Here is a 26,839-nt window from a genome sequence, read left to right as displayed (position 1 = left end):
GTGGAGGAGGTGTGGGGGGATCTGGCGGGGGGTTCGTTGCGGGGTTTGTGTGAGGGGGTGGGGGCGGTGTTGCATCTGGCGTCGCGGATCGTGGGGACGTCGGGGGAGTTGCGGGCGGTGAATGTGGAGGGGACGCGGGCGTTGTTGGTGGAGGCGCGGCGGGCGGGGGTGGGGCGGTTTGTGCAGTTGGGTACGGCGGCGGTGTATGGGGATGGGGTGCATCGGGGTGTGGTGGAGGGGGAGGTGGTGGAGCGGCCGGGGTCGGTGACGAGTGGGACGCGTTTGGTGGGGGAGCGTTTGGTGTTGGCGGCGGGGGGGACGGTGGTGCGGCCGTATCTGGTGTTCGGGAGGGGTGATCGTTGGGTGGTGCCGGGGTTGGTGCGGTTGCTGGGTCGGTTGCCGTTGTGGGTGGAGGGTGGGCGGGCGCGGGTTTCGATGATTTCGGTGGATGCGTTGGCGGGGGCGTTGGTGGAGTTGGCGGTGCGCAGGGAGGTGATGGGTGGGGTGTTGCATGCGGGGCATCCGGAGCCGGTGTCGGGGCGGGAGTTGGTGGAGACGGTGGCCGGGGGGTTGGGGTTGTCGTTGCCGGTGGGGGAGGTGGATCTGGCGGGGGCGGTGGAGTTGTTGGGTGGTTCGGGGGGGATCGATCCGGTGTTGGTGCGGGGGGTGAGGCTGTTGGCGGTGGATCACTGGTACGACAGTGGGCGGTTGTGGGCGGGGTTGGCGGCTTCGCCGGGGCCGCGGTTCGCCGAGGCGTTCGGTGCGTGCGTGCCGTGGTACCGGGAGACGGTTTTGGGGTGAGGGCCGGCCGGCGGGGAGGGGGGGTGCTGTCGGGTGTGTTTGCCCGGGCGGGTGTGTCTGCGGTTCGGTGGCGGCGCTCCGGTGCCGGGCCGCGGTCCTGTCACGGGTGAACATCGGCTGTTTCCGGGTGGGTTGTCGGCCCCGGCCCCCGGGCGGGACGCCCGGGTCCACGTCGGCCCTGCCCGGCCCTGCCCGGCCCTGCCGGGCCGGGGCCGGGTACTTTCCTGTTCAGTGACCGTCTCCCGGTGCCGGCCGGGCAGCGGCGCGAACAGTGCCTGCTACCGCAGGAGTTGTCGGGCCCCTGCCCGGGTCGACTCCCCGGCCGGGGTCTGGCCCGCGCCTGGTCGACTCCCGGCTCCCGCCCGGGTCGGGCCCGCCTCCGGGTCGTTCCAGGCCTCGCGCCCGGGTCGGCTTCCGGGCGACTCCCCGGTCCGGGTCCGGCCCGCGCCCGTTCGACTCCGCGGCCGGGGTCTGGCCCGCGCCTGGTCGACTCCCCGCTCCCGCCCGGGTCCACATCGGCCTGCCCTGCCCTGCCGTGCCGGGGCCGGGTACTTTCCTGTTCAGTGACCGTCTCCCGGTGCCCGGCCGGGCTCCGGCGCGAACAGTGCCTGCTACCGCAGGAGTTGTCGGGCCCCTGCCCGGGTCGACTCCCCGGCCGGGGTCTGGCCCGCGCCTGGTCGACGCCCGGCTCCCGCCCGGGTCTGGCCTGCCTCCGGGTCGTTCCAGGCCTCGCGCCCGGGTCGGCTTCCGGGCGACTCCCTGGCCCGGGTCTGGCCCGCGCCTGGTCGACGCCCGGCTCCCGCCCGGGTCTGGCCTGCCTCCGGGTCGTTCCAGGCCTCGCGCCCGGGTCGGGTTCCGGCCGACTCCTGGCTCGCGCCCCGGGTCGCGCCCGGGGCGCCCGGCTTCGACGCTCGGCCTGCCCCGGGCTCCGGTGCTCGCGCGGCCCGAGCAGCGGGGTGCTTGGCTGTTCGGTGCCCGCCCCTTTTGCTGTGGGTCCGGGCTCTGGTGTGGACATCGGTGACGGGAGGAGAGCCGTCCGGCCCGGTCCCGCACCCTGCCCGCACGCGGCCCCGGCCAATCGGCCTGTACCCGGCTCCGGCCGACCGGCCCGTACCCGGCCCCGGCTCCGTACGCGGCTCCGGCCAACCGGCCGGTACCCGGGCCGCCGTACGCGGCTCCGGCCAACCGGCCGGTACCCGGGCCGCCGTACGCGGCTCCGGCCAACCGGCCGGTACCCGGGCCGCCGTACGCGGCTCCGGCCAACCGGCCCGTACCCGGGCCGCCGCACGCGGCCCCGGCCAACCGGCCGGTACCCGGGCCGCCGTACGCGGCTCCGGCCAACCGGCCCGTACCCGGGCCGCCGCACGCGGCCCCGGCCGACCGGCCTGTACCCGGCTCCGGCCGACCGGTCCGTACCCGTACCCGGGCTCCGTACGCGGCTCCGGCCAACCGGCCCGGCCCCGGCTCCGCGCCCGGCTCCGTACGCGGCCTCCGGCCAACCGGCCCGTACCCGGCCCCGGCTCCGCATCCGGCCCCGGCTAACCGGCCCGTACGCGGCTCCGGGCAACCGGCCTGTACCCGGCCCCGGCTCCGTACGCGGCTCCGGGCAACCGGCCTGTACCCGGCCCCGGCTCCGTACCCGGCTCCGGGCAACCGGCCTGTACCCGGCCCCGGCTCCGTACCCGGCTCGGGCCGACCGGCCCGTACCCGGCCCCGGCTCCGCGCCCGGCTCGGGCCGACCGGCCCGTACCCGGCCCTGGCTCCGCGCCCGGCCCCGGTTCCGTACGGGGTTTCGGTCGATCGGTCCGTACCGGGTTCCGGTCGCGTACCGGGTGTCCGTTGCGATGCCTGGGCGGGGGTGTCCGGGTGCGGTGGCCGGGCCTGTGTTGTCGGGCTGTGGTCGGGCGTGAACAGCGGCTGGGGGAGGGGAGTTGTCCGTTCGGGCGTCCGTGTCCGGTGTCCGTCCGGGTGTCCGGTCGGGTGTCCGGTCGGGCGTCGGGTCGGGCGTCGGGTCCGGTGTTCGGGTCCGGGGCCGGGGGGTGGGTTGTGGGGTGTGGTTCGGTGTGGGGTTTCAGGCGGTGGTGGTGCCGGTGATGGTGGAGCGGAAGACGGTGCGGTTGTCCTGGTGGCCGGTGACGGTGATGTGGTCGGGGGTGGTGTGGGTGGCGTCGATCCAGCAGGGGGTGTCGAGTTCGGCGTAGTGGTGGAATTCGGTTGCGATGCCGGTGGGGGTGAAGGTGGTGGTGGTGTGGAGTGCGCTGGCGGCCTGGCGGGCGGCTTCGACGAGGACCATGCCGGGGTGGTGGTCGTTGGCGTGTTCGAAGAGGATGGGGTGGTCGAGGTCGGGGCTGAGTTGCCAGCGGTCGGTGCGGTCGGTGGGGGCGAGGACCACGTCGAAGGGGAGCAGGCGGCCCGTGGTGGTGGCGGGGACGGGTGTGCGGCGGGGCAGTGGCCGGGTGGAGGCGTGGAGGCCTCGGTCGCCGCGCAGTCGGCGGTAGGTGGCGGGGGCGACGCAGCTGAAGCGGGCGGTGCCGGTGGCTGCGAGGTGGCCGTCGCGGTGGATGTCCACGCGCAGGAAGCCGGAGAAGCGGTTGCCTTTCCAGGTGAAGCCGGTGCAGAGGGCGTTCATGTCGAGGTCGCTGGGGCCGCGGCCGATCCGCATGTGTTCGGGGTGGGAGGTGAAGTCCAGGCTCCACAGCAGGACGTTGTGGCCGAGGGGGACCCCGTAGACGGCGTGGCAGAGGTAGAGGCCGGTCTGGCGGATCGTCTCGCCGGCCTGGACCGGGTCGTGGGAGGTGCCGTCGGCGCTGGTGAAGAAGGTGTGGGCGCGGGGCCACTGTCCGCGCAGGGAGAAGGTGTCCTCGCCGGTGCGTTCGCAGCCGGTGAGGAAGACCTCGGCCAGTGAGCTGCGGTGGACGTATTCCCTGGGCACGGTGGTGGTCAGCCGGCGGGCGTCGTTGCAGCGCATCCAGGGCTGTTCCACCCCCGGCAGGGGCAGGACGGGCGCGTTCTTTCCGATCGTCAGCATGGTCATGACTTCTCCCGCAGAGCCGTTCGACGGTTGGGACGGGTTGCGCTCGCGAGACGCAAGATACGTACTCTCCGGTTTTGTTTGCAAGGAGCTCAGCCGGGCAGGATGCGGCCCCCGTGTCGGCCGGGCGGGCCGGCGGGAGGCCCCCCGGGACGGCTCCCACGACCTGGACCAGCGGAAATCCGACAGGGCGCGGCCCTGCGGGACGCGCACGTCACCGCCCCAAGTGGGAACCGTCCTTCCGGTCATATGCGCCGGTCGGACAGGGTGCGGGTGCCGTCCGTTCAACCGGGCGCCGTCCGGGGGGACTCGGGCGGGCGGCGGGCGGCGGGCCGGGTCCCGAAAACCATTGGCATGCGGGGCGGGTCGTGCCAGACTCGGGGCCGCCGCCGGTGAATCAGAAACCGGATGGGCGGTTTTGGAATACGGGGTGTGGACACGCCGCTGCACCCTGTCGCCGATCTGCCGCCGTCCATCTGGAGAGTTTCTTCATGAACCGTCAGTGCCCCTTTGCTATCGACGCCTTTGGTGCGGACGTGCACGCCGAGGCCGCGCTCGTGCGTGAACAGGCGCCCGCGACAAGGGTCCTGCTGCCGGGCGGGGTGAGTGCCTGGGCCGTGGGCCGCTCCGCCGACATACGCAGGCTCCTGGTGGACCCGCGGGTCTCCAAGGACGCCTACCGTCACTGGCCGGCCTGGATCAGCGGGGAGGTCGACGCCGAGTGGCCGCTGGCGATCTGGGTCTCGGTGCAGAACATGATCACCGCCTACGGCAGTGAGCACGCCCGGCTGCGCAGACCGGCCGCCGCCGCCTTCACCGCCCGCCGGGCGGCCGGCATGCGCCCCAGGATCGAGGAGGTCGTCGGCGAGCTCCTCGAGGACCTGGCCGCGCGGGAGAGCGGTGAACCGGTGGACCTGCGCACGCGGTTCGCGCACGAGCTGCCGACCCGGATCGTCTTCGAGCTGTTCGGGATCCCGGAGCGCTCCTGGGCCCCGCTGCACCGGATCATCAACGCGTTCTTCGACACCAACATCACCACCGAACAGGCCCGGCGCAACGCGGCCGACCTCGACGTCACCATGGCCGACCTGGTCGCCCACCGCCGCGAGCACCCCGGCGACGACATGACCAGCGCACTCATCGCCGCCCGCGACACCACCACCGGCACCACCACCACCGGCACCGACACCACCGGCACCGGCACCGGCACCGGCACCGGCACCGACACCACCGGCACCGGCACCGGCACCGGCACCGGCACCGGCACCGGCACCGACACCACCGGCACCGGCACCACCACCACCGGCACCGGCACCACCGGCACCGGCACCGGCACCGGCACCGGCACCGGCGTCGGGGCCGGGGCGGGTGCCGGGGCGGTGGGGGAGGGGGCGCGGCTCAGTGAGAAGGAACTCGTCGACAGCCTGATCCTGCTCTTCACGGCCGGCTACGAGACCTCCGTCAACCTCATCTGCACGGCCCTGCACGAACTGCTGCGCAATCCGGCCCAGTTGGAGCTGGTGCGGCGAGGTCTGGCCTCGTGGGAGGACGTGGTCGAGGAGGCGCTGCGGATCGAGCCGCCGGCCTTCTACGGGCTGCTGCGTTTCGCGGTCGAGGACATCGACATGGGTGAGGGTGTGGTGATCGGGCGGGGCGAGCCGATCCTGATCTCGTTCGGGTCGGCCGGGCGTGATCCTGCCGTGCACGGCGCGGACGCCGAGCGTTTCGACGTGTTGCGTGCGACGCGCGGGCAGCATCTGTCGTTCGGGTTCGGTACGCATCACTGCCTGGGGGCGACGCTGGCCCGGATGGAGTGCGCGGTGGCGGTGCGGCGGTTCTTCGAGACGTTCCCGGCGGCGGCTCTCGCGGGGGCGGGGGAGTTGCCGCGGGTCCAGTCGTTCATCTCCAACGGGCTGCGGGAGTTGCCCGTGGTGCTGGGGCCTCGGGCGCCGTTGGCCGATTGATCACGTCGGGGTGACGCCTGGCCTGCTTGAAAAGAATCGGACCTTCTGGTTGGTTTTAATGGGGCGGTGGATCCGCGCGGTGGATCCGGCCGTATTGGACCATGAACAACGGAGGCACCGGTGGCACGGCAGGAGCGTGCGGTACGTACGCGTCGCGCGATCTTGGAAGCGGCGGCGGCGGTCTTCGACGAGCGCGGCTACGACGCGGCCACCATCGCGGACATCCTCTCCCGGGCGGGCGTGACCAAGGGCGCCCTGTACTTTCACTTCTCCTCCAAGCAGGAGCTGGCGCAGGGCGTCCTGGACGAGCAGTTCGCCGAGGGCGGGGTGCCCCACCGGGAGAGCAAGCTGCAGGAACTCGTGGACGTCGCGATGGTGCTGGCGTACCGGATGAAGCGCGAGCCCATGCTCAGCGCGGGTGCCCGGCTCTCCCTGGGGCCGGGCATGCGCGACATCTTCGGCGGCGGATCGGTGCCGGGCTGGATCGAGTTCACCCGGACCCTGCTGGTCCGGGCGAAGGAGCAGGGTGAGTTGCTGCCGCACGTGGATCCCGCCGAGACGGCCTGGATCCTCTCCGCGTGCTGGACGGGCGCGCAGATCTACTCGCAGACCCTGAGCGACCGCAGTGACATCGAGGAACGGGTGGCCGCCGTCTACCAGCACATCTGCCCGAGCATCGCGACGCCCGCGATGCTCGCCCGGCTCGACATCGCCGGCGACCGGGGGGAGCGGGTGAGCGCGGAGATGCGGCGCGGGCCCGGCCGGGGAGCGACGCAGGAGGCCGAACCGGCGCTGTCCTGAGGCCGTTTCGGCACCCCGCCCGGCACCACCCGCCCCGACGGATCCGACGGTGCGGGTGGTGCAGGTGGGGCAGGTGGGGCCGGTCGGCTCCACCGGGGCGCGAGCGGGGCTCCGGCGCCGGCGCCGACTGTGACCGGAACGATCTTTACACCCCCTTGGGCAAACCGCGTTGGCGGTTTGTGGAGACTCCATGGTCAAGCAGGAACGTGCGGCCCGTACGCGGGAGGCGCTGGTGCGGGCGGCCGCGGAGGTGTTCGCCGAGGAGGGCTTCGCCACCGCGTCGATCGCCTCGATCAGCCGCCGGGCCCGGGTGAGCGCCGGGGGACTGCACTTCCACTTCGCGAGCAAGAACGCGCTCGCCCGCGCCGTCGAGGACCGGGCGGAGCGCGCACTGCGGCAGATCACGGCCGGCCCGCCAGCCCCACCACTGCCGCCGGCCACGACCGCGGACGGTCCGGACACCGGTCCGGACACCGGTGGGGGTGTCGGTGCGGGCGGGGGCTCCCTGCAGGTGCTGGTCGACTCCACGCATGCGCTGATGGCCCTGCTCGCGCACGACGCGGTGGTGCGGGCCGGTTTCGCCCTGTGCGCGGATCCCTCCTTCGGCAGCGCCGTGGACCTGCGCCGCCGGTGGCGGCTGTGGGTCGAGGCGGTGGTGGCGGCCGCGGCGGGGGAGGGCCTGCTCGCCGAGGGAGTGAGCCACAAGGACGCGGCGCACGGGGTGGTGGCCGCGACGGTGGGCCTGGAGGTCCTGGGCGCCTACGACCGCGACTGGCTCGCACCGCACACCCTCACCCGGTTCTGGACCCTGATGCTGCCGCGGCTCGCCTCGGGCGCCGCCCTGGCCGTCCTGCGGCCGCAGGGGTCGCCCGGGTGCGGCGCCGCACCCCCGGCCCGGAACACCGAATCAGACTGACTGGTCTCTTTCCGGTGGGGCAGGCCACCCTCCTGTGACCCTCGTCGAGGGGCGGTCGAGGCCTCCTGAAGTCGTTCCGCAGCACCTTCCGGGACTCGAAATCCCAGGCCAGGAAAGGTTTTTGACGGTCAGTCGAACATGACCGACCATCAAAACAGCACGACCGGTTTGATATTGACAAACCGCCGGTCCTGTTTTCTACTGGCTGTACTCATCCAAGGACAGGGGAGTACGGCGTGGACATCGATGTACTGGGCGCGTTGGCCGTGCGGGAGAACGGGATCTCCATCACGCCGACCGCCCCCAAGCCCCGGCAGGTCCTGGCCCTCCTGGCCCTCCATGCCGATAAGGTGGTGCCCGTATCGGCACTGATAGAGGAACTGTGGGCGGGTGAACCCCCGCGCAGTGCCCGCACCACACTCCAGACCTACGTCCTGCAGTTACGCGCCCTCATCGCCGGCGCCCTCGAACGGGGCACCGACACCGACACCGGCGCCGGCGCCGACATCAGAACCAGAATCGGCACCGGTACGGGCAACATCCAGGCCCCGGGCGCGGCCCCGGGCGCGGCCCCGGGCGCGGCCCCGGGCGCGGCCGCGGGTGCGGGTGCGGTCGGAGGGCCGGCGGCACGGACCGCCAAGGACATCCTGGTCACCCTGCCCGGCGGATACCTCCTCAGCAGCGGCGGCGGAACCCTCGACGTCCGCGAGTTCGACCGCCTCGCCGGCACCGGCTACCGCGCCATGGACGCCGGCGACTTCCCCGGCGCCGCCCGCCTGCTGCGCGAGGCCCTGGCCCTGTGGTCCGGACCCGCCTTCGCCGACGTACAGGGCGGAATCCAGCTCGACATGGAGACCCGCCGGCTGGAGGAGACCCGGCTGTGCGCCCTGGACCAGCGGATCGAGGCCGACCTGAGACTGGGACGCCACCGCGAACTCCTCGCCGAACTCACCGTCCTGGTCACCCGCTACCGCACCCACGAGAACCTCCACGGACAGTTCATGCTCGCCCTGCACCGCTCCGGCCGCCGCGGCGAGGCCCTGGACGTCTACCAGCGACTGCGCGCCACCCTCGTGCGCGAACTCGGACTGGAACCGTCGGTCGCCCTGCGCCGCCTGCAGCGCTCGATCCTGATGGCCGGGCCCGAGAGCCCGGCCGAGGCCCACGCGGAGCCGGGCGGCGAAAGGCTCGTACGGGTCTGACGCCCACCCGCCCCCAGGGGGCAAAGGGCACGGCCCGGCCCGTCCGCCGGACACAGCAGAGCGCCGGCGGCCGGGAGTTCGCGACTCTGACGGGGCGAGAGGAGACGACTCGGTGCAGGAGAGGTCGGAACGGACCCGCAGGCGGCTGGTCCACGCCGGGGCCGAGATGTTCCACCGCAATGGCTACGCCCACGCGACCCTGGGCGAGATCGCAGCCGCGGCCGGGGTGACCAAGGGAGCCCTGTACTTCCACTTCGCCTCCAAGGACGAACTCGCCGAAGCCGTCCAGCAACGCGGCTGCGCCCTGCTGCACGACGCCGTGCGCACCCTGCGCCAGGACGGCGTCTCACCCCTGCAGGCCCTGATCGACATCACCCACTGGCTGGCCCGGACCCTCCACGAGGAACCGGCGATCCCCGCCAGCTTCCGCATCACCAAGGAATGCGGCGGACCCGCCCCCCGAGGACCCGCCGCGGCCAGGCCCGTCGTCGTCGACTTCCACGGCGCATGGATCTCTGCCGTCTCCACCCTGCTGCGCCTGGCCCGCGACGCGGGCGAACTCCCCGCGGCGGGCCGCCGCTGGGAGAGCGCCCAGGCCCTGGTCGCGGCCGCCGCCTGCGGCATCGAGACCATGTCCGCCACCGGCATGTCCTACGCCGAACTCCAGGGCAAGGTCGCAGCCCTGTGGGCCCTGCTGCTGCCCAGCCTCGTCGCCGTCGGACGCGAACACGAATACCGGACCGAGGCCGAGTTCACCGGCCCACAGGCCGTACGCATCGGCTGGTGACCCGCGCCCCCGCCACCGCACGACCGCACGACCGTACGACCGGGGGGCGGCGGGCCCGACAACGGGGCCCGGCACACCGTGCGGACACAGGCACCGGCCCCCCGGGGGATCCGCGCTCCCCACCACCCGCAACCCCGCCGCCGTCCCGCACTCCCACCGGGCCCACCACCACCTGCACCATCCGCCCGCGCCCGCCCGCGCCCGCCCGCGCCCGCCCGCGCCCGCCCGGGCTCGTCCCGCGCCCGGGTGGGTCCGACCGCGTGAAGGACGCCGTCCCGTCACCCGCCGGCCACGGCGCCCGCGAGCAGGGCCACACACCCGGCCGACGCGCGGGCAGGACCGGTCCTCACGAACGAGGTACCGCGACCGGGGACACCGCACCACACCGCACTCCCCGCCGAACTCACCACCCACCCCCACCGGTACGAGCGCCGGCACGCACAGGTGACGGCGGCCCACCGCCGCCCGGCCCCGCCAAAACCGGGCCCCGCACCCGTACCGAGGACCGCGCCCCCGTACGGCCGAGGACCCGGACATCGCGCGGCCGCCGCAGCGCCCGCACCGGGCCGCACCGGCGGCCGATCCGCACCCGGACGTGCAGCCCGCACCCGGCACCCGCGGGACCACGTTCGACCCGTACGCCCCTGACCGGCAGCCCGCCCCGCCCCGGGCCCGGAACCCGCCGCCGGCAAGGAACGGTTCGGCGACGGCCCCGCAGCAGGCTCGCCCGCCCGAGCCGTGTCCTTCACACGGACACGATCAACCGCCGACGCGGGACGCGCCCCCAGGACCGCGACCTCGCACGACCTCGGGCAGGAGCACGGCCCCGGCCACGCCCCCGCGCCCGGCGCTCGGGCATCGAACTGCCGCCGCAGCGCCCGCACCGGGCCGTGCCCGCGACCGATCCGGCCCCGGACGTGCGGGCCCGCGTCCTCCGTCCTCCGTCCTCCCGTCCTCCGTCCTCCCGGTCGGGCAGCCGCCGCCGGCCCCGCCCGGGAGCCGACCGGCATGCCCGGGTGGGCCCGTCGCGCGCATCACGACCGACCACGATCGTGATCTCACGGCCGTGGCCTCGCACGGGCTCGGGCAGGAGCACGGCCCGTGCCCGTGCCCGGGCAGACGGGCAGCCGGGCGCGGAACCTGCACCCGGGGCCGCTCCGCGTATCCTCCGGGACCGGAACCTGCACCCGGGGCCGTACCGGCCCGTCGCCCCGTACCGTCCCGCCGCCCCGTACCGGGGTCACCGCTTGGGCCAGCCGATGTCGTCGTCCGGCCGCTCCCGACGCGACGTACCGGTGGGACGCAGGACGGCCGCCGGGGCCGCGGTGTGTGCTGCGGGCGTCGAGGACGCGCGGGATGCGCACACCGAAGGCCTCATCGTCGACTCCAAGGCGCTGGATACGGGAGAAATCAGGGCGCCGGCCGCAGCGGCGGCCGGGATTCTGGAGAGTCTGCCTCGGACGGGTCGAGGACCGCTCGAGGAACGCAGGAGACCGGCACGAAACCCGCACGAGAGGGGCCCCGAAGCGGTGGCAAAGGTTTGCCCGCCCGTTGCCGCGGACCCTACGCTCGGTGCCGGTTCCCGACAGATTCCTTGCCCGCGACCCCAAGGACGCCGCCCATGCTGCGACAGCCCGCTTTCGGACACCGCCTGAAAAAGCTCCGGCTGGCCCAGGGCCTGTCGCAGACGGCGCTGGCCGGCGAGGGCATGTCCACCGGCTACCTCTCCCGCCTGGAATCCGGCGCACGCCAGCCCACCGAACGGGCCGTCGGCTACCTCGCCGGCCGACTGGGCCTGCAGAGCGCCGACTTCGAGGAACCCGCCACCGGCTCCCTGGCCCACGCCCTCACCCTCGCCTCCTCCACCGGCTCCCCGGACGCCGTCGTCGCCCTGCGCCAGGCCCTGGCCGCCGAGGCCCACGAAAGCCCCGTACTGCGCTGGCAGGCCCTGTGGCTCCTCGCCCGCGCCGCCCGCGTCCAGGGCGACCACACCACCGAACGCGACTGCCTCACCCGCCTCGTCGCCCTCGGCGACGAGGTCGACGTCAGCGAACTGCGCGTACGCGGCCTGACCCGCCTCGCCCGATGCCTGCGCTCCATCGGCGAGATCACCCCCGCCGTGGACGCCGCCGTCGAGGCCCACCGCATCGCCCTGCACGAGAACCTCGGCGTGGAGGACCGCGCCACCGCCCTGCTGGCCCTCGTCTCCGTCCAGGCCGAGGCCGGCCGCACCGGCGAGGCCCGCGTCCACGCCGACGAACTGACCGCCCTCGTCCAGGACCGCTCGGACGCACTGTTCGCCGAGGCCATGTGGACCGCCGCCGCCGTCCGCATGCGCCAGGGCGACTACCCCGGCGCCCAGGCCTGCCTGCAGGACGCCCTCGAACGGTTCGACAGCCAGGAGGACCTCATCCTGTGGATCCGGCTGCGCCTGGCCGCCGGCCGGCTCCACCTGCAGAAGATGCCCGCCGACCCCGCCCGCGCACAGCGCCGCGCCCAGGAGGCCGAAGCCGCCCTCGCCCTGGTCGGCACCCCCGCCCTGCGCCAGGACCTGACCGCCCTGAAAGCCGACCTCGCCTTCGCCACCGGCCGCTACGACGACGCCCGCGCCCTGCTCGCCGAACTCGCCGCCGACCGGCCCAGGATGACCTACCGCGGCCAGGTCCGCCTGGAGATCCTGCGCCACCAGCTCCTGATCCTCGCCGGCGACCCGGCCGGCGTCCAGGGACTGCGCACCCTGGCCCAACAGGCCCAGGAGGACGCCAACATCGACCTCGCCGCCGAGATCTGGCGCGTCCTGGCCGACGCCCTCACCCCCACCCACGCCACGCCCCCCACCCCCGCCACGCCCCCCACCGCGCCCGCCCCGCCCCCCACCGCGCCCGCCCCGCCCCCCGCCGCGTCAGCCGCGCCTGCCGCGCCCACCATCACCCCCGCCGTGGCGGGCGTGGCCGGTGCGGCCCGGGCCGCCGGGGGTTGAGGAAGCCTCGAGTCCCCTCGGGCAGGCTGGGCGCACCCGCACACACGATCAGGGGAGGTGCCCGGCATGCCGTCGCAGCGCGTCCGCACGAGCGAGCACACGGCACGGATCGCCGCCCCCGCCGGCGTGGTCTACGGACTGATCGCCGACGCCGTGCGCTGGCCCCTCCTGCTGCCCACTCCCGTCCACGTCGAGCGCATCGACTTCGACGGCGTCCACGAACGCCTGCGGCTGTGGGACCTCGACGGCGAGCAGGTCCGCTCCTTCCACCTGCACCGCATCCTGCACCCCGGCAGGCGGACCGTGGAGTTCGAGCAGGAGGACACCGCCCGCCCGGGCCTGCCCACCACCGGCACCTGGACGGTCGAGGCCCACGGCGACACCCACTGCCTGGTGACACTGCGCCAGGACCGCACCCCGGAGCGACACCCCGCCGCCGACACCGCGCACACCCGCCACCGGTGGCAGACGGAACCGGCCGACCGGCTCACCCACCTGAGCGCCGTCGCCGAACGCTGGGAGCGCCTGGACCAGCTCCTGCTGTCCTTCGAGGACAGCCTCCACCTGGACGGCCCCGCCGAGCTCGTCTACGACTTCCTCCACCGCATCGAGGACTGGCCCGAACGCCTCCCGCACGTGGACGCCGCCGACGTGAACGAGGACGTCCCCGGCATCCAGATCGCCGCCCTCGACACCTGCACCCCCGACGGCCGCACCCGCGCCACCCGCACCGCCCGCCTCGGCTTCCCCGCCGCCGCCCGGATCGTCTTCAAGGAACTCCTCACCCCCCACCCGATCGCCGCCCGCACCGGCGCATGGTCCCTGACCCCGGACGGGGACGGCGTACGGGTCGTCTGCGCCCAGCAGGTACTGCTCCACGACCCCCACACCCCCCACGCCCCGAACGCCCCCCACGCCCCCCGCGACCCGAACGACCCGAACGACCCGAACGACCCGGGCGGGCTCGCCGAGACCCGCCGCGACGTGCGGACCCGGCTGGGACGCGCGAGCACCGAGACGCTGCGCCTGGCCGGATGGCGGGCCCGGACCGCCGTGCGCCGCCTGCGATGAGCACGGGAAGGAGACCGTCGATGGCACCGGCCCACCCCGCCGAAGGCGCCCTTCGCGCGCCGCTGTACCTCCAGGGACCCGAGGGCCCGGAGGGCCCCTGGGACGAGGCGGGGGAGCGGCTGGAGGACACCGGCCGCGCGGTCGTCTGCACCACCTGGGGACAGTGGCTGACCGCCGTCCTCCTCGACCCGGGCCTGCGCCCGCTGCTCGGGGAGGACTGGCCGCGCTTTCGCCGGACGCCGTCCGCGGCCGGGCGCCTGCGGCTCGCCGTGTCGCGCTACGTCATGCAGTACGCCGCCGCCACCGCCCTGGACGTGCCCGTGCACACCGTGGAACTGGGCCGCGGGCCCGGCGGGCAGCCGCTGGTACGGGGGCCCGGCACCGGCGTGGAGATCGCCCTGGCCCACACCGGCGAGCTGATCGTGGTCGGGGTCAGCCGCACCGGGCGGATCGCCGTGCACGCACAGCCCGCCGAACTCGGCCTGCGGTCCCCGCTGCTGCACGGCCGGCCACCGGCGCAGGAGACCGCCCTGCCGGGCGCGCTGCTTGACGACGAACGCCGAACGCGGCTGCTGCGACTGCTGACCCTGCGGACGGCCCGCACCGCGGCGGAGCAGGGCGGGCAGCAGCAGGACGGAGCGGTGTTCGCGCAGGACGCGTTCGGGTCGCAGGAGTCCGCGCCGCAGCCGGCGGGGGAGTGGAGTTTCGCCGCGCACCTCGTCCTGGACCGCTACCTGGTCGGCGAGGCGCACGGGCCGCGCCGCTGACCGCCCCCCGACCGGCCCCGGCCCCCGGCCCCCGGTCCCAGCCCCCGGTCCCGGTCCCGGCCCCCGGTTCCGGTCCGGTGGCGGGAGCGCTCTCAGGCGGCGAACAGGTCGAACGTGGAGGTGTGCCGCGGTCCGGCGATCACGTCGAGCTGCGGGTCGACGGCCAGCATGGCCTGGTGCAGGCGCTGCAGTTGGGGTGAGGGCTCCACGCCGAGATCCTCGATCAGGCGGGCCCGCAGCCTGCGGTACACGTCCAGGGCGGTGGCCTGGCGTCCCGACCGGTACAGGGCCACCATCACCTGCGAGTGGAGTCCCTCGTGCTGGGGGTGACGTGCGGTCAGGTCGGTCAGTTCGGCGATGAGTTCGGAGTGCCGGCCGAGCCTGAGGTCGGCGTCGATCCGCCGCTCCACCGTCACCAGGCGGCTCTCCTCCAGGCGCAGCACCTCGATGTCGAGGATCGGGCCGACCCGTACGTCGACCAGCGCGGGGCCCCGCCACAGCTGGAGCGCGGCCCGCAGGCGGTCGGCGCAGGTCCGGTCGTCGCCGTGCTCGAAGGCGCTGTGGCCCTCGCGGGCGAGGCGTTCGTAGTCGTACACGTCGACGCTCTCCTCGGGCACCTGGAGCAGGTAGCCGCCGTGCCGGGTGGCCAGAACGTCCTTGGCGCCGCCGGGGGCGTCGGGGCCCATCGCGGTGCCCAGCCGCCGGCGCAGTTGGAGGATGTACGTCTGCAGGGTGGTCAGCGCGCTCTGCGGCGGCTGGGTTCCCCAGATCTCCTCCATGAGAGTGGGTACGGGTATCACGCGTCCGGGATACAGCGAGAGCAGCGACAGGACCTGTCTCGGCTTTCCCGCGGACGGAACGATGGATCCCCCGTTGACCTCGGCACTCAACGGACCCAGAACCTGAATCCTCACGGTCTCCCCTCCGTACTCGTCGAGTTCCCCGGCGTTTTTCTGCCACCGGTGGCGGAGGTACTGCCCCCGTGTCGCGCACGCTAGCCGCGGTGGACGGTTTCCATCCCTTTCCTCCAGTGGCTTTCGAGCCGTCTTCGGTTACGGCCAGTCGATCAGGGCGGCGGCCGGGCCGGCGCCCTGACCCGGCCGGACGGGCCAGTCGATCGGGTCGGCCGAGGCCGGGGCGACGGGCCAGTCGATCGGGTCGGCCTGGGCGGCCCCGCCCGCGGTGAGCACGGCGGCGCAGACGAGAGCGGCGGTGGCGGCGACGCGGGCGATGTTCCTCATGATGACTCCTCCGTGGCAATTGTTTGATTCTTCTTGGCAACTCTTCTGCCAAGAAGCTTGGCAACACCCGCTCGGGACTCGCTCGGAAATCGGTGGAGACACAGTGGAGGAGTCCCCGGGAACCGCCCCGACCTGCACGGAGAACGGCACAAGGGCAATCCGGCGAGTCATTGCCGGAAATTGCCCGGCGAGAGGAACTAGAGCCTCGCCGGAGCGGCCGCACCCTTGCATTGCCAAAACTGCCAACCGCTGGGCAATGTATTGCCAAGCCTATTGGCAAAGCTTGTTAGGGGAGGGCCGTGGACGTCCCGGCCCCGACAGCGGGGGGAGGCCCCTGAAATGAACGCGCCGACGTACCACGGGGAACGAACGGCCCACCTGAACACCGCCGGCACCGGCCGGATGCCCGACGCCGTGCACGCCGTACTCGCCCACTGCACCGCCCTGGACGACCGCTACGGGCCGGCCGCACTGCGCGGGAGCCCCGGCGGCGGGACACACCCGCGCCTGCACGCACAACTCGCCGCCCTGCTCGGCGTCCGCTCCGGCCGCACCGTCCTGACCACCGGCGCGGCACAGGCCTTCGAGGCATTCGCGCGCACCACCGTCCTCGGCCCCCGCGACCGGATCTGGACCACACCCCACGAGGGCGTCGCCAACCTGACCGCCCTGCACGCCCTGCGCGAGCGCACCCGCTGCCGGCTGGAGGTCGTCCCACTGCGCCCGGACGGAGACCTCGACCTGGACTGGATGCGCACCCACCTCGACGAGGACGTCGCCCTGGTCTCCGCCGTCCACCTCTCCGCGGCCTGCGGAACCGTCAACCCCGTCGAGGACATCGGCCGGTTGCTGGCCCCCCACCGGGCCCGCTACACCCTCGACGCCTCCCACTCCGTCGGCCTGCTCCCCGTCGACGCCGCGCGCATCGGCTGCCAGCTGCTCACCGCGGACGGCTGGAGGTTCCTGCGCGGCCCGCAGGACATCGGATTCGCCCACCTCGCCCCCGACCCCCGGGCCGCCCCGCACCACGGCCCGCCGCACCCCCCGCACCACGGCCCGCCGCACCCCCCGCACGACGGCCCGCCGCACCCCCCGCACGACGGCCCGCCGCACCCCCCGCAGGACGGCCTGTCGGACGGCCTGGTGGAGGGTGCCGTGCAGGCCCCCGCCCCGGCCGCCGTCGCCGCGCTGGCCGCCGCCCTGGACCACCACGCGGCCGCCGCCCGCCTCCCGCACGAGGACCTCCTGCCCCTGCTGCGCGCCGCCGTGCGCGACACCCCGGGCATGGAACTGCTCGCCGCGGGCCGCCGGCAGGCCGGCGTCCTGGCCTTCCGGCACGCCGAGGTCCCCGCCGCGGCCATCCGCCGCGGCCTGGCCCGGCGCGGGGTCGTCCTGGCGAAGACCGTCGCGCACGAGCACCCCCTGCACCCGGCCGGCCGCATCACCGCTCCCGCACTGCGCGCCAGCGTCCACCACGACAACACCCCCCAGGACATCGACCGGCTGCGCCGGGCCCTGGCCGAGGTCCTGCGGGAGGAACAGCACGCCGCCGCCGTCCCCGCCCGCGCCGCGCTCGCCGCCGCCGGACCGGCCGCCGGACCGGCCGCGGCGGTCGATCCCGGGCCGCCGCCGTTCCCGTACCGCACCGCCCGCCCGGCCCGCCGCCGCGGCCACCTCACGCTGCACCGGGCGAACTGAAACCCGCCACGCCACCGCCTTCTGGAGGAGCCACATGACCATCACCGACGCGCCACCCGCACCGGCCCCCGACCGCACGGCGGAACTCGCCGCCCTCAAGGCCCACGCGGTGGCCGGACCCGACGAACGGGCCACCGAACGCCAGCACGCCAAGGGCAAACTCACCGCCCGCGAGCGGATCGGCCTGCTCCTGGACGAAGGGTCCTTCCACGAGATCGAGGCCCTGCGCAGGCACCGCGCCACCGGCTTCGGCCTGGAGAACAAGAAGCCCTACACCGACGGCGTGGTCACCGGCTGGGGAACCGTGGACGGGCGCACCGTCTTCGTCTTCGCCCACGACTTCCGCATCTTCGGCGGCGCACTCGGCGAGGCCCACGCCGAGAAGATCCACAAGGTGATGGACCTGGCGCTGGCCGCCGGCGCACCCCTGGTCTCCCTCAACGACGGCGCCGGCGCCCGCATCCAGGAAGGCGTCTCCGCGCTGGCCGGCTACGGCGGCATCTTCCAGCGCAACACCCGCGCCTCCGGCGTCATCCCGCAGATCAGCGTGATGCTCGGTCCCTGCGCCGGCGGCGCCGCCTACTCCCCGGCCCTGACCGACTTCGTGTTCATGGTCCGCGACACCTCGCAGATGTTCATCACCGGCCCCGACGTCGTCCGCGCCGTGACCGGCGAGGAGATCACCCAGAACGGCCTCGGCGGCGCCGACGTCCACGCCGCGGTCTCCGGCGTCGCCGCCTTCGCCCACGAGGACGAACCCACCTGCCTGGAGGACGTACGCCACCTCCTGTCGCTGCTGCCCGCCAACAACCGCGAGACACCGCCGCACGAACCCACCGGCGATCCGGCCGCACGCCGCACCGACGCCCTCGGCGCCATCGTCCCCGCCAACCCGCAGCAGGCCTACGACATCCGCAAGGTCATCGAGGAAGTCGTCGACGACGGCGACTACTTCGAGGTCCACCCCGCCTGGGCCACCAACGTCGTGTGCGCGCTGGCCCGGATCGACGGACACGTCACCGGCTTCGTCGCCAACCAGCCCGCCAGCCTCGCCGGGGTCCTCGACATCCACGCCAGCGAAAAAGCCGCCCGCTTCGTGCAGTTCTGCGACGCCTTCAACATCCCCCTGGTCACCCTCGTCGACGTCCCCGGCTTCCTGCCCGGCGTCGACCAGGAACACGGCGGCATCATCCGCCACGGCGCCAAACTCCTCTACGCCTACTGCAACGCCACCGTCCCGCGGATCTCCCTGGTCCTGCGCAAGGCCTACGGCGGCGCCTACATCGTCATGGACTCCCGCTCCATCGGCGCCGACCTCGCCCTGGCCTGGCCCACCAACGAGATCGCCGTCATGGGCGCCGAGGGCGCGGCAAACGTCATCTTCCGCCGCGAGATCGCCGCCGCGGCCGACCCCGACGCCATGCGCCGACAGAAGATCAAGGAATACACCACCGAGCTCATGCACCCCTACTACGCCGCCGAACGCGGACTGGTCGACGACGTCATCGACCCGGGCGAGACCCGCTCCGTCCTCGCCGGCGCCCTCGCCATGCTCCGCCCCAAGTACGCCGACCTGCCGTCGCGCAAGCACGGCAACCCGCCCGTATGACCGCCCCCGAAGCGGCCGGCCCCGACACGCCGCGGACACCGACCTGGCGGATCCACCGCGGACACCCCGACCAGGACGAGACCGCCGCCGTCCTCGCCGTCCTGACCGCCCTGCTCGCGGGCCGCACCGCCGCCCCCGAACCGCCCCCGCCGCCCGCCCGGGCCGCCGCCTGGGACCGCCCGCACCCCGCCCGCCCCGCCCGCCCGGGCCGGGCCGGCAGCTGGCGGCCCCACTGAACACGCCACCCCCACCACCGAGACCCCCACCCACCACCGCCGCCGCCCGCGCCGCCGCCCCCGCCGCCGAGACCGCCTCCGGGACGGCCGAGACCGCCTCCATCCCCCTTCCGCCGCGCCACGAGTTCCCTGCGACACGCTGCACACAGCAGAGGCGAGTGACGGAGGGACGAGCATGACGGTGAAGGCGATGGACAAGGCCCCCGAGCGGCCCGTGGCCCTGGTCACCGGGGCCACCAGCGGCATCGGACTGGCCGTCGCCCGGGACCTGGGCGCCCGCGGGCACCGCGTGTTCGTCTGCGCCCGCACCGAGGTCAAGGTCAAGCAGACCGTCGCCGACCTCCAGGCCGAAGGGCTCAGCGTCCAGGGCGCGGCCGCCGACGTACGCGACCGCGCTGCCGTCCAGGACCTGGTCGCCGCGGCCGTCGCCACCTACGGCGCACCCGTCAGCATCCTGGTCAACAACGCGGGCCGCAGCGGCGGCGGCGCCACCGCCGGCATCACCGACGAACTGTGGCACGACGTCATCGACACCAACCTCAACAGCGTCTTCCTCCTCACCCGCGAGGTCCTCACCAGCGGCGGACTCGGCGCCGAACCCTGGGGCCGCATCATCAACATCGCCTCCACCGCCGGCAAACAGGGAGTACTCCTCGGCGCCCCCTACTCCGCCTCCAAACACGCCGTCGTCGGCTTCACCAAGGCCCTCGGCAAGGAACTCGCGCCGACCGGCACCACCGTCAACGCGGTCTGCCCCGGCTACGTGGAAACCCCCATGGCCGCCCGGGTCCGCACCGGCTACGCCCAGGTGTGGGACACCACCGAGGAATACGTCCAGGAGCAGCTCGAATCGAAGATCCCCCTGGGCCGCTACTCCACCCCCCAGGAGGTCGCCGGCCTGGTCGGCTACCTGACCACCGACCTGGCCGCGTCCATCACCGCCCAGGCGCTCAACGTGTGCGGCGGACTGGGCAACTTCTGACCCACCACCCGCCCCGCCCCGCCCCCCGGCGCGGACCCGCACACCACGGCAGGGCCCCCGACGATCACCCGTCGGGGGCCCTGCCGCACCTGCGCAACCCGCCTCACAGCACCTTCGGCGACCCCGACACGTCCCAGGCGAGCGCCTGCGGGGCGATCCGGGCGGACCGCCAGGCGGCCAGCGCCGCAGCGTCCACCGGCTCGTCCGACAGCAGGACGTGCCGCAGCGCCGGCAGCACCGTCCCGCGGGCCGCGCCGCTCAGCCGCGCGAACCCCGACGGCAGCTGCGTCACCACCGTCACCTCCTCCCGCGCCAGCAGCCGGGCGAACGCCCGCGCATCGCACGCCGTGTCCCCGTCCACGACCACCGCACGGCCACCCGACAGCAGCGGACCCCACATCTCCCGCATGCCCAGATCCAGACTCAGCGAGTGCAGGCACGTCCACACGTCGTCCACGGTCGCCCCCAGCATCGGGACACAACTGTCCACCCACGACAGCACATCCGCGTGAGCCACGGGACGCACCGCCAGCGCCCGCCCCGGATCACCGCCCGCCGGCAGGCCCATGAACGCCGTCCCCGACGGCACTTCGCGACGCACCGCCACCGGCGGCCGCACCGCGATGACGAACCCGCCCGTCTTGACCACCGGGATCTCACCGCCCAGCAGCCCGCAGTCCGACACGACCACCCACACGCCCGCATCGCGCATCAAGAACTCCTGCAGACCCGCACTGTGCCCGGGCTCCAGCGGCAGCACCGCCGCACCCGCCCGCAGCACACCGACCACCGCGCCCGCCCTCGTGCACGAGCGCCGGGCCCGCACCGCCACGGCCGACCCCGGCCCGGCCCGCCCCGACAGCCGCCGCGCGATGTCGTCCGCCAGCCACTCCAGTTCCAGATAGGTCGCCTCCGCCCGCCCGTCCCGGGCGGCGACACGGCCCGGATGGCGCGCGGCCGAAGCCGCGAAACGGATGTCGATGCGGTCCCGGCGCGCCGGCCGCCCGCCGGACGGATCGAGCCCGACCCGGCCGAGCAGACCGGCCAGATCGGCGGACAACCGGTCGAGCTCCGGATGATCCGGAGTGGCGTTCATGCGGCCTCCCAGCAGCGGGGTCGAATCAACACGCCAGATGCTGCCCGCCGCGACATGAGAACCGCTCGACTCCCACCGCACACCACCGGCCCCGGCCCACCCCCTACCTCCCCCCAGGCCCTGCCCAAGGACCACTCGAGACAGACTCGAAGAAGCCTCCACACCACGTCCAGAACCGCTCGGGACGCCCTGGCCCGCCCCCCGCAGGCATGCCTACGATTCACGCGCTCATGCCGAAGCCGCCCGCTCACCGCCGCGCCCCGGGCCACCACCCGTAGACGCACGCATATGGAACTGAGCTTTGCGGCTATGGCCCGTCTCGCGAGACTGGACTTGACTGTACTCATGACTCAGAACGCGCAGAACACGCAGATCACCCTCGTCATCGGCGGTCACGGCAAGACCGGCCGACGCGTCGCCGAGAAGCTCACCGCCCAGGGCCGCCAGGTCCGCATCGGCTCCCGCAGCGGAACTCCCGCCTTCGACTGGCACGAGCCCGCCACCTGGGCAGCGGCCCTCGAAGGCGTCGACCGCGTTTACGTGACCTACTACCCCGACCTCGCCTTCCCCGGCGCCGCCGAACAGGTCGCCGAATTCTCCAAGGTCGCCGTCGCCCACGGCGCCCGCCGCCTGGTGCTCCTGTCCGGCCGCGGCGAGGAGGCCGCGGAGGTCAGCGAGAACAACCTCAAGGCCTCCGGCGCCGACTGGACCATCGTCCGCTCCAGCTGGTTCAACCAGAACTTCAACGAGAGCTTCTTCCTGGAGCCCGTCCTGGCCGGCGAGATCGCCCTGCCGACCGGCGACGCCGTCGAGGCCTTCGTCGACGCCGACGACATCGCCGACGTCGTCGTCGCCGCCCTCACCGACGACAAGCACATCGGCAAGACCTACGAACTGTCCGGCCCGCGCCTGCTCAGCTACAGCGACGTCGCCGCCGAACTCTCCAAGGCCACCGGCCGCGACATCAAGTACATCTCCGTCACCAACGAGGAGTACCGCGCCGTCCTGCGCGAGAACAACCTCCCCGAGGAATTCGCCGACCTCTTCACCATGATCCTCGACGGCCGCAACGCCCACCTCGTGCACGGCGTCGAAGAAGCCCTCGGCCGGAAGCCCAAGGACTTCGCCGACTTCGCCCGCGAGGCCGCGGCCACCGGAGTCTGGAACGTCTGACCCCACCCCCGCGCACCGCTCACCACCGGCTCCATCCCTTTCGCTCCTTGACCGGGCGGCGACTCTGGTACGGCCGCCGCCCGGTACTCGGGGCACAGGAGGTTCCCATGCCCACGCCCCGGACGTACTCCAGCGAACACGGACTCGACACCCTCCCCCCGTACTTCCACGGATTCGCCCTCATGCACATCGCCATGCGACGCGACGCAGCCCGCCTGCGCACCGCCGCCCCGGCATGGAACGGCGCCGGAACCCACTGGTGGCAGCAACTGCGCGAGACCATCGAATGGCACCACACCAGCGAGGACGACGTCCTGTGGCCCGGACTGCGCCGCCGCGACCCCGACTTCGACGCCCAGGCCCGCGAACTCCACGAGGACCACGAGGAACTCGACGCCGCGATGAGCGCCGTCGCCACCGCCATCGCCCACCGCGGCGACGGCCTCGTCCGCGCCGCCCAGACCTTCGAAGGCGTCCTGCGCGACCACCTCCGCGACGAGGAACGCATCGTCTTCCCCGTCTTCGAACGCCTCGGCGAACGCGCCTACCTGGCCGAGGAACGCAAAGTCGTCTCCAGCGCACCCCTGCGCGTCATGACCCACCTCCAGCCCTGGATGTTCGACGGCGCCCCCGACCGCTCCGTCGCCCACGTCGCCGCGACCATCCCGCCACCGGTCCGCCTGATCGGCTCCACACTCCTGCACCGCCGCTACACCCGCACCCTGAAGGGGATCCTGAAGTGACCGGCACGACCACACAATCCGTGACCCTGGTGGCCGCGACGGTGGGCACCGGCCTGATGGCCGGCCTCTACTTCGCCTTCGACATCTCGGTGATGCCGGGCCTCGGCCGCGGCGACGACCACACGTACGTCACCGCCATGCGCAACATCAACGACGCCATCGACAACGGCCTGTTCGGCCTGCTCTTCCTCGGCGCGTTCCTCGCCACCGGCCTCGCCGCCACCCAGCAGCAGCGCGGCGGACGCCCCGACGCCGCCCGCTGGGGCTGGCTCGCCTTCGCCCTCTACGGACTGTCGCTGGCCGTCACCGCCCTCGTCAACATCCCCCTCAACAACCAGCTCGCACGCGCCGGCGCCGACGCCGCGGCCGCCCGCACCCGCTTCGGCGGCCGCTGGACCTCCGGCAACCTCGTACGCACCCTGGCCTGCACCGCCGCCCTCGCCGCCCTGGGCCGCGCACTGACCCTGCACGGCCGCGCCTCGGCCGCATAACACCCGCCCACCGCGCCACCGCCCCACCCCCCACCCCGCGAACGGCGCCCGCTCTCTTTCCGTCCCCCGCGGGAGAGCGGGCGCTTCGCCACGCCGTCCGAGAGGATGAGGACATGGACACGCTCACCGGCCTGCTGGAAGGCCCCAAAGCCCGCGGAGCCTTCCTCCTCAAATCCGTCCTCAACCCGCCCTGGTCCCTACGCGTCGAGGACCGGGCCCCCCTCTCCGTCGTCACCATGGTCCACGGCGACGCCTGGCTCCTGCCCGACCACGCCACCCCCGTCCGGATCCACCCCGGAGACGTCGCCGTCGTCCGCGGCCCCGACCCCTACACCGTCGCCGACACCCCCGACACCCCCGTCCAGATCACCGTCGGCCCCGAACAGCGCTGCAACACCCAGGAAGGCGAGGACGTCACCGACACCATGGCCCTGGGCGTACGCACCTGGGGCGAAGCCTTCCAGGACGCCGGCTCCGCCATCATGCTCAGCGGCACCTACCAGGCACCCAGCGAAATCGGCCGCCGCCTGCTGACCGCCCTGCCCACCATCCTGGTCCGCCCCGCCGAAGCCGCCGACAACACCCTCGTCACCCTGCTCACCACAGAGATCTCCAAGGACGAACCCGGCCAGGAGATCGTCCTGGACCGCCTCCTGGACCTCCTCCTCATCGGCGTCCTGCGGACCTGGCTCGCCGCCCCCGGCAGCGGCGCCCCCGCCTGGTACCGCGCACAGAGCGACCCCGTCGTCGGACCCGCCCTGCGGCTGCTCCACGAGAACCCCTTCCACGGCTGGACCGTGGAGGAACTCGCCCTCAAGGTCGGCGTCTCGCGGGCCTCCCTGGCCCGCCGGTTCACCGACGTCGTCGGCGAGCCCCCGGTGGCCTACCTGACCGGCTGGCGCCTCGCCCTCGCCGCCGACCTGCTGCGCGAACCCGACGCCACCGTCACCAACGTCGCCCGCCGCGTCGGCTACAGCTCCGCCTTCGCCCTCTCCACGGCCTTCAAAAGGGTCCGCGGCATCAGCCCCCAGGAGTTCCGCAACGGCGCCGCCCACACCAGCGCACCCCGCCCCGCACACCCCGCCCGCACCGTCGTCCTCACCCCCTGAACAACAACCCGCCGATCAGACCCGGCCCGACCCGAAAGCGACGGCCCGGGCGGCCGGCAGCACAGCCGGCACCCCCCGCGTCACCGCCGTCACCACCAGACCCCGCCCGACCAGCCACCGCCCCTCGTACACCGGATCCACCGGCGACGGCACCGGCGGCCGCAGCACGGCCGTGAAAGCACCCGCGGGGGACAGGACCAGCTCCGCGTCCCGGAAACCCAACCAGATCCCGGTCGCCGGATACCACGCCTTGTACGCCGCCTCCTTCGCGGAGAAGAACACCCGCTCCCAGGGCACCGAGGCATCGGCAGCGGCCAGAGCCGCCAGAGCGGCACGCTCGGCCGGCGAGGCGATCAGCCCGAGCACCCCCGACGGCAGCGGACCGGCCGGCTCCGCATCGATGCCCACAGCCGCCACCACCCGCTCCGGCGCGACCACCGCCGCCCGGTACCCCTCGCAGTGGGTGATGCTCCCGACCACACCCGACGGCCACCGCGGGGCCCCGCCCGGGCCCGGCAGCACAGCCACCGGCCCCACCCCCAGACCGGCCAGAGCCTGCCGGGCACACGCCCGCGCGGTCGCGAACTGAAGCCGCCGCCGTTCCCGGCGGCCGGCCATCAACGCCGCCTCGGCCGGGAAAAGCGGAGCGGGCGCCGCGTCGTCGAAGGCTTCCGAAGACGTGACGCCCGAAGGCAGGAGTTCCTCGATCATCGCGAGGCGAGCTCCATCGCCGCGGAGACCGCCAGCAGCGGGCGCTCCAGCGGCAGCATGTGCCCCGCATCCGGGACCCGTTCGAAACGGGCGCCGGGGATCACCTCGGCCAGGGACCGCGCCAGCTCGATGTCGATCACCTTGTCGGCCTCCCCGTGCAGGACCACCGCCGCCACCGAGACACCCTTCAGCGCCTCACGGACGTCCCAGCCCCGGGTGCAGCGGAAGAACTCCGCCCGCACCCGCGGCACCGCAGCCGCGAACAGCTGCCGGTTCACCTCCCGCACCACCGGATCCACGTCCTTGCCCATGGTCGAACCGAGCAGCCTGCGGCCCAGCCACGGCCGCCGCAGCGCCGCGGAGAAGACGGGACTGCCCATCATCTTCACCTCGCTGTCCGGGGTGTCCTGCCCGTGCCCCGCCGTGCCCAGCAGCACCAGCCCGCGCAACCGGCCCGCCGACGGCGACGTCGCCGCGTACGAGAGCGCCGCGAACCCGCCGCCCGAATGCCCCACGACCACCGCCTCCCGCGCGTCCGTCTCACCGAGGACCGCCGACAGGTCCGCGGCCAGCCGCTCCACCGAGACCGGGGTGCGGCCCAGCGTGGACGCGCCGTGCCCGCGCTGGTCGTAGGACACCACCCGGTGCCCGGCCCGGATCAGCCGGTCCGCGACCGTGCCCCACACCCGGCGGGTGTGCGCCCAGCCGTGCACCAGGACCACGTCCGCGGCCGCCGGCGTGCCCACCAGCGGAGCCAGCACGGTGACCTCCAGGGCCGCCCCGTCGTCCGTACGGACCGTCAGCTCACGCGAGACATGCGCCGCCACGCTCACCGCGGCACCGCCGACAGCTGCCGGCCCAACGACTCGAACGCGGCGAGCGTGCCCCGGGAATGCTCCACGCCCAGGTCCGCGACCTTCGCCAGCACCTTCAACCAACCGTGCGGACTGCCGGTGAAGTGCATGGAGATACGGGTACGGCCGTCCGCCAGCGGCTCCAGACGAAAACTGCTCGGCCCCCGGAACACCCCGTCCACGTACTCGATGTCCAGCCGGCGCCCCGGCTCCACCGCCACCGTCCGCGAGGTGAACCGCAGCTTCAGCCCCCCGTTGTCGGAGCCCTTGGTGTGCACCGTCACGCCCACCAGCCCCCCCACCTCGTCAGGGGCACCGGAGACCGCGGTGAACGTATTGGCCGGCACCCACCACTTGCGGGCCCCGCGGAACTCCGCGACGAGCGCGTCCCAGACGGCATCCGCCGGGGCGTCGATCACCGCCTCGTCGATCAGGTCGTACGTCGTCATGCCGAAGCCTCCACTGGATACGGGAAACAAGGAAGCGGCGGGGGCGGGGTCCCTCTCCCCGCCCCCGCCGCCGGGACTTCACGACCGGTCGGGCTCCCGCTGTCAGGCGAAGAAGCCCTGACCGGGG

Annotated in this window: 24 protein-coding genes; 17 read left to right on the top strand and 7 right to left on the bottom strand. The window is 73.9% G+C overall.

All coding sequences use genetic code 11. The annotated features are described in order from the left end of the window. Positions 1–801 (top strand): NAD-dependent epimerase/dehydratase family protein (locus IE257_RS37080; RefSeq protein WP_229920894.1); only part of this gene is annotated, 801 nt, incomplete at its 5' end. A 2,071-nt stretch (positions 802–2,872) separates the two neighbouring features. Here the strand turns inward: IE257_RS37080 and IE257_RS37075 are convergent. Further along, positions 2,873–3,835, bottom strand: a complete 963-nt coding sequence (locus IE257_RS37075; RefSeq protein ID WP_229920893.1) for a ScbA/BarX family gamma-butyrolactone biosynthesis protein — start codon at positions 3,833–3,835, stop codon at positions 2,873–2,875. 488 nt (positions 3,836–4,323) lie between these two features. Between IE257_RS37075 and IE257_RS37070 the strand changes: the two genes are divergently transcribed. From IE257_RS37070 to IE257_RS37030, 8 genes are all read left to right on the top strand, one after another. Then, the gene (locus IE257_RS37070) at positions 4,324–5,796 is read left to right on the top strand and encodes a cytochrome P450 (protein WP_229920892.1); all 1,473 of its coding nucleotides are present in this window, start codon (positions 4,324–4,326) and stop codon (positions 5,794–5,796) included. Between the two features lie 120 nt (positions 5,797–5,916). Continuing rightward, entirely contained in the window at positions 5,917–6,597 is a 681-nt protein-coding gene (locus IE257_RS37065) for a ScbR family autoregulator-binding transcription factor (protein ID WP_189974390.1), read from the top strand. A gap of 190 nt (positions 6,598–6,787) precedes the next feature. Then, the gene (locus IE257_RS37060; RefSeq protein ID WP_189974388.1) at positions 6,788–7,513 is read left to right on the top strand and encodes a TetR family transcriptional regulator; all 726 of its coding nucleotides are present in this window, start codon (positions 6,788–6,790) and stop codon (positions 7,511–7,513) included. Positions 7,514–7,749: 236 nt separating this feature from the next. Next, complete coding sequence (locus tag IE257_RS38785) at positions 7,750–8,715, top strand: AfsR/SARP family transcriptional regulator (protein WP_229920891.1); 966 nt, start codon at positions 7,750–7,752, stop codon at positions 8,713–8,715. A gap of 112 nt (positions 8,716–8,827) precedes the next feature. After that, entirely contained in the window at positions 8,828–9,502 is a 675-nt protein-coding gene (locus tag IE257_RS37045; RefSeq protein WP_189974386.1) for a ScbR family autoregulator-binding transcription factor, read from the top strand. Between the two features lie 1,621 nt (positions 9,503–11,123). After that, complete coding sequence (locus tag IE257_RS37040) at positions 11,124–12,482, top strand: helix-turn-helix domain-containing protein (RefSeq protein WP_189974385.1); 1,359 nt, start codon at positions 11,124–11,126, stop codon at positions 12,480–12,482. 66 nt (positions 12,483–12,548) lie between these two features. After that, on the top strand, positions 12,549–13,553 hold the full coding sequence (locus IE257_RS37035) for an SRPBCC family protein (RefSeq protein ID WP_189974383.1): 1,005 nt from the start codon (positions 12,549–12,551) through the stop codon (positions 13,551–13,553). 20 nt (positions 13,554–13,573) lie between these two features. Then, positions 13,574–14,320: a hypothetical protein gene (locus tag IE257_RS37030; RefSeq protein WP_189974381.1), complete on the top strand. Its 747-nt coding sequence runs from the start codon at positions 13,574–13,576 to the stop codon at positions 14,318–14,320. Between the two features lie 92 nt (positions 14,321–14,412). Here the strand turns inward: IE257_RS37030 and IE257_RS37025 are convergent, their stop codons facing one another. Then, positions 14,413–15,234 (bottom strand): AfsR/SARP family transcriptional regulator, encoded by an 822-nt coding sequence (locus tag IE257_RS37025; protein WP_189974379.1) that lies wholly within the window; start codon positions 15,232–15,234, stop codon positions 14,413–14,415. Between the two features lie 138 nt (positions 15,235–15,372). Further along, positions 15,373–15,561 (bottom strand): hypothetical protein, encoded by a 189-nt coding sequence (locus IE257_RS37020; RefSeq protein WP_189974377.1) that lies wholly within the window; start codon positions 15,559–15,561, stop codon positions 15,373–15,375. A gap of 339 nt (positions 15,562–15,900) precedes the next feature. Here IE257_RS37020 and IE257_RS37015 point away from each other — a divergent pair, with 339 nt between their 5' ends. From IE257_RS37015 to IE257_RS37000, 4 genes are all read left to right on the top strand, one after another. Continuing rightward, positions 15,901–17,259, top strand: a complete 1,359-nt coding sequence (locus IE257_RS37015; protein WP_189974376.1) for an aminotransferase class V-fold PLP-dependent enzyme — start codon at positions 15,901–15,903, stop codon at positions 17,257–17,259. 34 nt (positions 17,260–17,293) lie between these two features. Further along, on the top strand, positions 17,294–18,868 hold the full coding sequence (locus IE257_RS37010) for an acyl-CoA carboxylase subunit beta (RefSeq protein WP_189974374.1): 1,575 nt from the start codon (positions 17,294–17,296) through the stop codon (positions 18,866–18,868). Then, entirely contained in the window at positions 18,865–19,104 is a 240-nt protein-coding gene (locus IE257_RS37005; RefSeq protein ID WP_189974372.1) for an acyl-CoA carboxylase epsilon subunit, read from the top strand. The genes IE257_RS37010 and IE257_RS37005 overlap by 4 nt, the downstream gene beginning before the upstream one ends. Positions 19,105–19,279: 175 nt before the next feature. Beyond that, entirely contained in the window at positions 19,280–20,086 is an 807-nt protein-coding gene (locus IE257_RS37000; protein WP_229920890.1) for an SDR family NAD(P)-dependent oxidoreductase, read from the top strand. 103 nt (positions 20,087–20,189) lie between these two features. Here the strand turns inward: IE257_RS37000 and IE257_RS36995 are convergent, their stop codons facing one another. Next, positions 20,190–21,182 carry an AMP-binding protein gene (locus IE257_RS36995; protein ID WP_189974370.1) on the bottom strand — a complete coding sequence of 331 codons (993 nt, stop codon included), beginning with the start codon at positions 21,180–21,182 and terminating at the stop codon, positions 20,190–20,192. 345 nt (positions 21,183–21,527) lie between these two features. Here IE257_RS36995 and IE257_RS36990 point away from each other — a divergent pair, with 345 nt between their 5' ends. The 4 genes from IE257_RS36990 (at position 21,528) to IE257_RS36975 (ending at position 24,698) form a co-directional block, all read left to right on the top strand. Beyond that, the gene (locus tag IE257_RS36990; protein WP_189974368.1) at positions 21,528–22,355 is read left to right on the top strand and encodes an NmrA family NAD(P)-binding protein; all 828 of its coding nucleotides are present in this window, start codon (positions 21,528–21,530) and stop codon (positions 22,353–22,355) included. A gap of 107 nt (positions 22,356–22,462) precedes the next feature. Further along, on the top strand, positions 22,463–23,098 hold the full coding sequence (locus tag IE257_RS36985) for a hemerythrin domain-containing protein (protein WP_189974366.1): 636 nt from the start codon (positions 22,463–22,465) through the stop codon (positions 23,096–23,098). Next, positions 23,095–23,589 (top strand): anthrone oxygenase family protein, encoded by a 495-nt coding sequence (locus IE257_RS36980; RefSeq protein ID WP_229920889.1) that lies wholly within the window; start codon positions 23,095–23,097, stop codon positions 23,587–23,589. The genes IE257_RS36985 and IE257_RS36980 overlap by 4 nt, the downstream gene beginning before the upstream one ends. A 113-nt stretch (positions 23,590–23,702) precedes the next feature. Beyond that, entirely contained in the window at positions 23,703–24,698 is a 996-nt protein-coding gene (locus IE257_RS36975) for an AraC family transcriptional regulator (RefSeq protein WP_189974364.1), read from the top strand. A gap of 15 nt (positions 24,699–24,713) precedes the next feature. On the opposite strand, the gene IE257_RS39065 is transcribed toward IE257_RS36975, so the two are convergent. From IE257_RS39065 to IE257_RS36960, 3 genes are read right to left on the bottom strand one after another with little or no spacing between them, the layout of a single operon-like run. Continuing rightward, positions 24,714–25,409 carry a 4'-phosphopantetheinyl transferase family protein gene (locus tag IE257_RS39065; RefSeq protein WP_189974361.1) on the bottom strand — a complete coding sequence of 232 codons (696 nt, stop codon included), beginning with the start codon at positions 25,407–25,409 and terminating at the stop codon, positions 24,714–24,716. Beyond that, entirely contained in the window at positions 25,406–26,236 is an 831-nt protein-coding gene (locus IE257_RS36965; RefSeq protein ID WP_229920888.1) for an alpha/beta fold hydrolase, read from the bottom strand. Before IE257_RS36965 ends, IE257_RS39065 begins: the two co-directional genes overlap by 4 nt. A gap of 2 nt (positions 26,237–26,238) precedes the next feature. Beyond that, a complete protein-coding gene (locus IE257_RS36960) occupies positions 26,239–26,712 on the bottom strand; it encodes an SRPBCC family protein (RefSeq protein WP_189974357.1) in 474 nt (157 codons plus the stop codon). Positions 26,713–26,839 lie beyond the last annotated feature (127 nt).

This window comes from Streptomyces avidinii, from assembly GCF_014650695.1.
GTDB lineage: Bacteria > Actinomycetota > Actinomycetes > Streptomycetales > Streptomycetaceae > Streptomyces > Streptomyces avidinii.
The sequence above is the reverse complement of the archived record's forward strand: the minus strand, read 5'-3'. Positions and strand labels throughout refer to the sequence as shown.

Coding starts and splice junctions, on each gene's coding strand:
- IE257_RS37040 (WP_189974385.1), top strand. CDS start 11,124: ATGCTGCGACAGCCCGCTTTCGGACACCGCCTGAAAAAGCTCCGGCTG.
- IE257_RS36985 (WP_189974366.1), top strand. CDS start 22,463: ATGCCCACGCCCCGGACGTACTCCAGCGAACACGGACTCGACACCCTC.
- IE257_RS39065 (WP_189974361.1), bottom strand. CDS start 25,409: ATGATCGAGGAACTCCTGCCTTCGGGCGTCACGTCTTCGGAAGCCTTC.
- IE257_RS37035 (WP_189974383.1), top strand. CDS start 12,549: ATGCCGTCGCAGCGCGTCCGCACGAGCGAGCACACGGCACGGATCGCC.
- IE257_RS37075 (WP_229920893.1), bottom strand. CDS start 3,835: ATGACCATGCTGACGATCGGAAAGAACGCGCCCGTCCTGCCCCTGCCG.
- IE257_RS37005 (WP_189974372.1), top strand. CDS start 18,865: ATGACCGCCCCCGAAGCGGCCGGCCCCGACACGCCGCGGACACCGACC.
- IE257_RS37030 (WP_189974381.1), top strand. CDS start 13,574: ATGGCACCGGCCCACCCCGCCGAAGGCGCCCTTCGCGCGCCGCTGTAC.
- IE257_RS36990 (WP_189974368.1), top strand. CDS start 21,528: ATGACTCAGAACGCGCAGAACACGCAGATCACCCTCGTCATCGGCGGT.
- IE257_RS36960 (WP_189974357.1), bottom strand. CDS start 26,712: ATGACGACGTACGACCTGATCGACGAGGCGGTGATCGACGCCCCGGCG.
- IE257_RS37010 (WP_189974374.1), top strand. CDS start 17,294: ATGACCATCACCGACGCGCCACCCGCACCGGCCCCCGACCGCACGGCG.
- IE257_RS37015 (WP_189974376.1), top strand. CDS start 15,901: ATGAACGCGCCGACGTACCACGGGGAACGAACGGCCCACCTGAACACC.
- IE257_RS37000 (WP_229920890.1), top strand. CDS start 19,280: ATGACGGTGAAGGCGATGGACAAGGCCCCCGAGCGGCCCGTGGCCCTG.
- IE257_RS37020 (WP_189974377.1), bottom strand. CDS start 15,561: ATGAGGAACATCGCCCGCGTCGCCGCCACCGCCGCTCTCGTCTGCGCC.
- IE257_RS36995 (WP_189974370.1), bottom strand. CDS start 21,182: ATGAACGCCACTCCGGATCATCCGGAGCTCGACCGGTTGTCCGCCGAT.
- IE257_RS37060 (WP_189974388.1), top strand. CDS start 6,788: ATGGTCAAGCAGGAACGTGCGGCCCGTACGCGGGAGGCGCTGGTGCGG.
- IE257_RS37070 (WP_229920892.1), top strand. CDS start 4,324: ATGAACCGTCAGTGCCCCTTTGCTATCGACGCCTTTGGTGCGGACGTG.
- IE257_RS36975 (WP_189974364.1), top strand. CDS start 23,703: ATGGACACGCTCACCGGCCTGCTGGAAGGCCCCAAAGCCCGCGGAGCC.